Origin of the sequence: Streptomyces sp. ID05-39B (genome assembly GCF_033794725.1) — a bacterium.
Taxonomy (GTDB): Bacteria; Actinomycetota; Actinomycetes; order Streptomycetales; family Streptomycetaceae; genus Streptomyces; species Streptomyces bobili.
The window spans coordinates 1-4,110 of sequence record NZ_JARGEF010000406.1; the positions used below are offsets into that span (position 1 = coordinate 1).

Here is a 4,110-nt window from a genome sequence, read left to right on the forward strand (position 1 = left end):
GCAGTCTCGCGCTCATAATACTCTCTGATCTGTTTTTTTCTCTTTTTTTTTTTTAACGAAAAGAGGGCATCGAGTTTTTTTCCCTTTCCGGGGGGCCGGGGGTATGTATCCCCGCGCCCCGCTCACCCCGGCGGCCGTGGCAGCAGCGGCATCGGATCCACTCCCACCGATCCGGGCAGCGCCTCCGCGATGCTCTCCGGGGTCCAGCCGCCACAGGCGTAGGCCGACCGCAGTTCGCGCGGCTGCGCCCACACCGCGATCTTCGCCCCCGCCACCGTGTACACCTGCCCGGTCACCCCCGCCTCCCGAGCCCGCTCGGAGAGCAGGTACACGACCAGCGCGGCCACGTCCTCGGGCTCCCCGATCTCCGTCAGCTCCATCGGCACGCCGGCCGACATGCGCGTACGGGCGACGGGGGCCACCGCGTTGGCGGTCACCCCGTACTTGTGCAGTCCGAGGGCGGCGCTGCGGACGAGGGAGATGATCCCGCCCTTGGCCGCGCTGTAGTTGGCCTGGGAGTACGACCCCTGGTGGCTGCCGCTGGTGAAGCCGATGAGGGTGCCGGAGCGCTGGGCGCGCATCACCGCGGACGCCGCCCTGAACACGGTGAACGTGCCTTTGAGGTGGGTGGCGATGACCGGGTCCCACTCGTCCTCGGTCATGTTGAACAGCATCCGCTCGCGCAGGATCCCCGCCACGCACACGACGCCGTCGAGCCGTCCGAAGGCCGACAGGGCGGTGTCGACGACCCGTTGGCCGCCCGCCATGGTCGAGATGTCGTCGGCGACGGCGACGGCCCGGCCGCCGGCGGCCTCGATCTCCTTGACGACGGCCTCGGCGACCTCGCTGGAGGGCGAGCCGCCGTCCATGGAGACGCCGTAGTCGTTGACGACGACGCTCGCTCCCTCGGCCGCGGCGGCGAGCGCCACCGCCCTGCCGATCCCTCGCCCGGCGCCGGTGACGGCGACGGCCCTGCCGGTCAAGAAGTTCCCCACGCCCGGCCCCTTCCCGCAGTTTCTGACGGACCGTTAGATTCTATGTCCCGTCGGATACCCGGCGGCAAGCCCCGGGGAGGCACCGGATGACACTGCCCGCCGAGTTCCACGACATCGCCGAGCGCGTCAACAACTGGGGACGCTGGGGTGCCGACGACGAGATCGGCACCCTCAACCTCATCACCGACGAGGTCGTACGGCGGGCGGTGACCGAGGTGCGCACCGGGCTCCGCGTCCCGCTCGCGCTGCCGCTGCGCGAGGACGGCGTGCAGACCGGGATGATCCCGGGGCGGGTCAACCCCCTGCACACCATGGTGCAGATCAACCAGGAGATCTTCGGGCCGGGCACGGTGGCGTGCAGCGACGACGCCGTGACGATGGGCCTCCAGGCGGCCACGCACTGGGACGCGCTGCCGCACGTCTCACACTCGGGCCGGATCTACAACGGCCGCCCGGCCGGCACCGTCACCGCGCACGGCGGCGCGGAGTTCAGCGGCATCGACAAAGCCACGTACGTCGTCTCGCGCGGGGTGCTCCTGGACGTGGCACGCGCGCGTGGCGTCGACCGGCTGGACGGCGGCCACGCGGTCACCCCGCAGGACCTGGAGGCGGCCGAGGAGCTGGCGGGCACGCGGGTACGGGCGGGCGACATCGTGCTCGTACGGACCGGGCAGATGCGGGTCTACCTCGCCGGCGACCGGCAGGCGTACGCGCATCCCTCGCCGGGACTGTCGGTGCGCACGCCGGAGTGGTTCCACGCGCGTGACGTGGCGGCGGTCGCCAACGACACCCTGACGTTCGAGGTGTTCCCGCCCGAGATCGAGGATCTGTGGCTGCCGGTGCACGCGCTGCACCTGGTGGAGATGGGCATGATGCAGGGTCAGAACTGGAATCTCGAAAAGTTGTCCACAGCCTGTGGACAAGAAGGGCGATACGCGTTCCTGCTCTCCGCGACGCCCGAGCCGTTCGTCGGCGGGACCGGAACACCGGTGGCGCCGGTGGCCGTACTGTGAAACCCCTCCATGTGTGGCCGCCACACGGGGGCCACCATCGGCCGACCGCCCGACGGGTCACGCCGGACGAGGGCAAGCCCCCACAGGTCACGCCGGACGGGTTATGTCCGATGGGTTATGCCGGATGGTGGCGCGCCGCTGCCCGCCCCGAGCACGGCACCACGCGCCACCATCCGGCTCGGCGTACCCGCCCCGGTCTCCCCCGGCCCTGAGGGACCTGACGCCGAATCGCGACCCACACTCGGCGGGGGTCCCCGTCACCGGAACCCTCGTCGTCCCCTCGCGGCGAATCGCTGACCACAAGCGTGATCAAACGGACACCGGGCGTCAACACCCGCTCGGGGATTTGTGATTTACGTCCCATTTGTGATGGGCGCGCACGGAAGCATGTCCGGGCGCACCGACTCCACCCCTCGGCCCGACCGACAGCGCTTTCTGCACCCGTACACCCAGGACCCGTACAGCGTGCGCCGTCACACGGCTTCGTACGCGAAGCCCTCGTAGAGCGGCGACCGGAAGGCACCGGCGCCGGCATCCGCCGTGGCCTCACCCTCCGCCGCACCGCCGCACTCCGCCGCACCGCCGTACTCGGCCGCGCCTGCGCGCTCCGCCGCGCCGCCGGGGCCGGCGCCGTCGACGGGCCGGACGCAGCGGTCGAGTTCGCACCAGATGCGCTTGCCCGGTCCCTCGACGCTCCAGCCCCAGCGGTCCGCGAGGCCGTCCACGAGGGCGAGTCCACGGCCGCCCGTGGACTCGTCGCCCACACAGCGGGGCACGGGCGCCCGGGTGCTGCCGTCGGCCACCTCCAGCCGGACGGTGGCCTCCGCGGCCTCGACGCCCGGCAGGGAGAGCCGCAGCACGGCCGGACAGCCGGTGTGCACCACGGCGTTGGTGACCAGCTCGGAGATGAGCAGGATCAGCGTCTCGGCGAGCGGCTCGTCGGCCTCTATCCCGGACCCGGCGATGCGCGAACGGGCCCACCGCCGGGCGCGACCCACTTCAGCGGGGTCGGGCCGGATCTCCAGCTGCACTTGAAGCACCTGCACCGCTCACACCATCCGAACCGGCGGACACATGGCCGCGCGCCACGTGAGCCACGCAAGCCACGCGAGCACCATGACGACGAGGGCCACGATCGTAGCCATTTTCCGCATGACCAGAACAACGGCCAGAGGCGGAGTGACGGAACGTGATTCCCTTACGAGACAGCTTGGTTGACATACAGTCACCCCAACAAGCGCTTCGGGCATATTCCAGCGCGAAGGAGTACGCGTGCGGCATACTGTGCGACGCTCGCTGCGGGGAGTCGAACAGGCCACGCTCCCGCGCCCGTCCAGGCTGCGAGCAGGGGCGCGCACCGTCGCATCCGGCACTGCCCCGGGGGCACCACCGGCACGGCTCGCACTCGTAGCCACTCGCATCCCACAGAAGGTACCCGAGCGACTCCCCGACTCCGGCCCGTGACGGGTCACGCATCGGCCACAACCACATCTCACGCTGTGTGACCGGCCGATGCCACGATCATCGACACGCCTCCCGGCCTGCCCTCATCACCGCAGGCCGAGGCCCCCGGAGCCCGTCCCGGACAGCAGCTCACGCGCCAACAGTTCCTCACTCTCCGTATCGCCCCCGGCACGTCGCGTGCGCACCCACGCCCGCTTCAGCACCAGGTGCACCTCGGCCTCCCAGGTGAACCCCATCCCGCCGTACACCTGGAGACAGTCGCGCGCGCCGCGTACGGCGGCCTCGTCGGCGAGGAGCCGGGCCGCCGCGATGTCGGCGGGGTCGGCGGTGACGGCGGCGGCGTAGACGGCGGCCCGCGCCACCTCCACCCGCACCAGCAGCTCCGCGCACAGGTGCTTGACGGCCTGGAAGCCGCCGATCGGCTGGCCGAACTGCTCGCGCGTCCGGGCGTGTTGCACGGCCAGTTCACACGCGCGCGTGGCGCCACCGAGCTGCTCGGCGGCGGTGAGGAGAACCGCGACGGGGTCGGGGACGGTTCCCGCGGCGGCGGGCACCCGGTGCAGCGGTGTCAGCGGATCCACCGACCGCACCGCCACCGCGCCCGGACCGGCCGCTCCCCGCTCCCCGTCCCCCAGCAC

Annotated in this window: 4 protein-coding genes; 1 reads left to right on the forward strand and 3 read right to left on the reverse strand. The window is 71.4% G+C overall.

Annotated elements, in window-relative coordinates:
• Nucleotides 1-122: 122 nt before the first annotated feature.
• Entirely contained in the window at nucleotides 123-995 is an 873-nt protein-coding gene (locus P1P75_RS40105) for an SDR family oxidoreductase (protein WP_319264640.1), read from the reverse strand.
• An 86-nt stretch (nucleotides 996-1,081) separates the two neighbouring features.
• Here P1P75_RS40105 and P1P75_RS40110 point away from each other — a divergent pair, with 86 nt between their 5' ends.
• A complete protein-coding gene (locus P1P75_RS40110; protein ID WP_319264641.1) occupies nucleotides 1,082-2,008 on the forward strand; it encodes a cyclase family protein in 927 nt (308 codons plus the stop codon).
• A 473-nt stretch (nucleotides 2,009-2,481) separates the two neighbouring features.
• On the opposite strand, the gene P1P75_RS40115 is transcribed toward P1P75_RS40110, so the two are convergent.
• Together P1P75_RS40115 and P1P75_RS40120 are read right to left on the reverse strand one after the other, a co-directional pair.
• A complete protein-coding gene (locus P1P75_RS40115) occupies nucleotides 2,482-3,039 on the reverse strand; it encodes an ATP-binding protein (RefSeq protein ID WP_319264644.1) in 558 nt (185 codons plus the stop codon).
• Nucleotides 3,040-3,558: 519 nt separating this feature from the next.
• Nucleotides 3,559-4,110 (reverse strand): acyl-CoA dehydrogenase family protein (locus tag P1P75_RS40120; protein ID WP_319264643.1); only part of this gene is annotated, 552 nt, incomplete at its 5' end.

What these genes read in the sequence shown, in the direction of transcription:
- P1P75_RS40110 (WP_319264641.1), top strand. Translation starts at nt 1,082, where the DNA reads ATGACACTGCCCGCCGAGTTCCACGACATCGCCGAGCGCGTCAACAAC.